General features: G+C 61.9%; 4 protein-coding genes. 2 read left to right on the forward strand and 2 right to left on the reverse strand.

What is annotated here, in order from left to right; translation table 11 throughout:
* On the reverse strand, positions 1–254 hold a 254-nt coding region (locus tag VEK15_05955; GenBank protein HXV60218.1), incomplete at its 3' end, for a hypothetical protein.
* Positions 255–263: 9 nt separating this feature from the next.
* Complete coding sequence (locus VEK15_05960) at positions 264–644, reverse strand: cupin domain-containing protein (protein HXV60219.1); 381 nt, start codon at positions 642–644, stop codon at positions 264–266.
* Positions 645–731: 87 nt separating this feature from the next.
* On the opposite strand from VEK15_05960, the gene VEK15_05965 reads away from it, so the two are divergent.
* Together VEK15_05965 and VEK15_05970 are read left to right on the forward strand one after the other, a co-directional pair.
* The gene (locus VEK15_05965; protein ID HXV60220.1) at positions 732–1,085 is read left to right on the forward strand and encodes a hypothetical protein; all 354 of its coding nucleotides are present in this window, start codon (positions 732–734) and stop codon (positions 1,083–1,085) included.
* 54 nt (positions 1,086–1,139) lie between these two features.
* Positions 1,140–2,041 (forward strand): ATP-dependent Clp protease proteolytic subunit (locus VEK15_05970; protein HXV60221.1); only part of this gene is annotated, 902 nt, incomplete at its 3' end.

The raw sequence follows: 2,041 nt of genomic DNA on the forward strand, positions 1-2,041 counted from the left end.
AGGGCCACGAGCGTCGCTATGCATGCGATTCCGGTGAGCAGGAGCTCTTCGGGAAAGCGAGCGAGAAGCCGGATCGAGAAACGAGCCACCACGATTCCGACAAAGACGCACGCTGTCGTAAGGATCGCACCGCCGAGAAGCTCCAGCGGCACCGGCAGACCCGTTCCCAGGAACGAGGCGGTCAGAGCGCCGAGAAAGACCGTCGCCGATGCCATGCCCGCCGCGGCTCCCTTCGAAAACCGTTCGGGGAGCATCTCAAACGCCTATTTTTGCTGGCGCAGGTAGTCGTCGGTTCCCTCGAGCCAATCCTTCCGGGGTGGAGTGAAAAAATCGACGTCGAGTGTGTCCTCGAGAGCCTCGGCCTTGTGCGGCACGTTGGAGGGCAGCACCAGGACCTCGCCGGAGCGGACGACGAAAGGCTCCGCGTCCTCGGTGCCGATCCAGAACTTCAGGGCTCCCTCCAGAACGTACGTGAGCTGCTCGTTCTCGTGGTGGTGCATCGGCACGAGGCACCCCTTCTTCATGTACACGTGCGTCACCATGGATCGGTCGCCGGTGACGATGCGGCGATCGAGGTACTCGGTCAGCTTCTCCTTCGGCAGGTCGTCCCAGCGGACGTGCTTGACTCGGCTGTTATCGGTCACGGTTCCTCCTATTCCTCATTGCGAGCTAGAAGATGTTATTCGCCCAAGCTCCTGCGTTTCCACCGTAGCTTGACAAGGCAAGGGCACATGGTTTCAATCCCTGTCGGCAGAATGGCTCAGGGAATCCAGAAGGTCGAGCGGGACGGATGGTTCATCGACATCGAGACCCTCGACGTGTCCCGGCGACCCGATTGGGAGATCCGTGTGCTGATCCGCCGACGGAAGGAAGATCGGGAGGAGCAGCGGCGTCATCGCTTCTACGTGCCCAAAGAGCTCTCGGAGAAGATAAAACTCGACTCGCTCAAAGAAGCTCGGCGCGAGGAAAGGCTCGCTCGCGCGGCGAAGCGTGTGATCCTCCGCGAGTTCAACGAGATCTTCGCCGAGCCCGAGGGCGGTCTGGACTCGTTGAGGCCCTTGACGGAAAGCGACTTGAGAGAATGACCGAACGCTCGCCGGACAGGCTATAATTCGCTCGACATGCGGTTATCTCGCATATTGTCAATCGTTTGTGTCGGCCTCACCGCGGGTGCCGTCTCGTCGGCGGAGGCGGCCTCCGGATCGATCTACGAAGTCGCCTTGAACGATATCATCCACCGGGTCACGGCCGAGCTCGTGGTGCAAACGATCCAGGAGGCCGACGAGAACGCGGCGGCGCTGGTGTTGATTCGACTCCAGACGCCCGGTGGAACCTATTCCTCGACGCGACTCATCGTCGAGACGATCTTGAACAGCAAAACGCCGGTTGTCGTTTACGTATCACCCTCGGGTGCGCACGCCGCCTCCGCCGGATTCCTGATTCTCCTGTCTGCCGACGTCGCCGCGATGGCGCCGGGCACGAATACGGGGGCGGCGACGCCCATCGCCGGCTCGGGCCAGGATCTTCAAGAAACGTTGGAGAAGAAGGCAACTTCCGACGCCGCCGCTTATGCTCGCTCGCTCGCCGAGCGACGTGGCCGCAGCCCCGAGCTCGCGGAGAAAGCCGTGACCGAGACCCTGTCCTGGACGGCCAGCGAGGCGCTCGAAGCGGGTCTCATCGACTATGTGGCAAATACCGAAGCCGAGCTTCTCGAACGGCTGCACGGTTCCGTCGTCAGACGAGTCGACGGAAGCGAGGTCACGCTCTCGACCTCGGACGCCCCGGTGGTCGTCAAGGAGATGACGACGAAGCAAAGGCTTCTTTCCTACATCGCCAACCCCAACATCGCGGTCTTCCTCGGCCTCATCGGCCTCGCGGGACTGTATCTCGAGTTCTCCAACCCCGGCACCCTCGTGCCGGGAATCGTCGGCGCCATCGCTCTCCTACTCGCCGCCTTCGCCTTCGAGATCTTGCCCGTCAATATCGTCGGCCTGCTTCTCCTGATCGTCGGTTTCGGCATGCTCATCGTCGAAGCATTGAC

The sequence above is a fragment of the Vicinamibacteria bacterium genome, assembly GCA_035620555.1.
Lineage (GTDB): Bacteria > Acidobacteriota > Vicinamibacteria > Marinacidobacterales > SMYC01 > DASPGQ01.

Coding starts and splice junctions, on each gene's coding strand:
- VEK15_05965 (HXV60220.1), top strand. CDS start 732: ATGGTTTCAATCCCTGTCGGCAGAATGGCTCAGGGAATCCAGAAGGTC.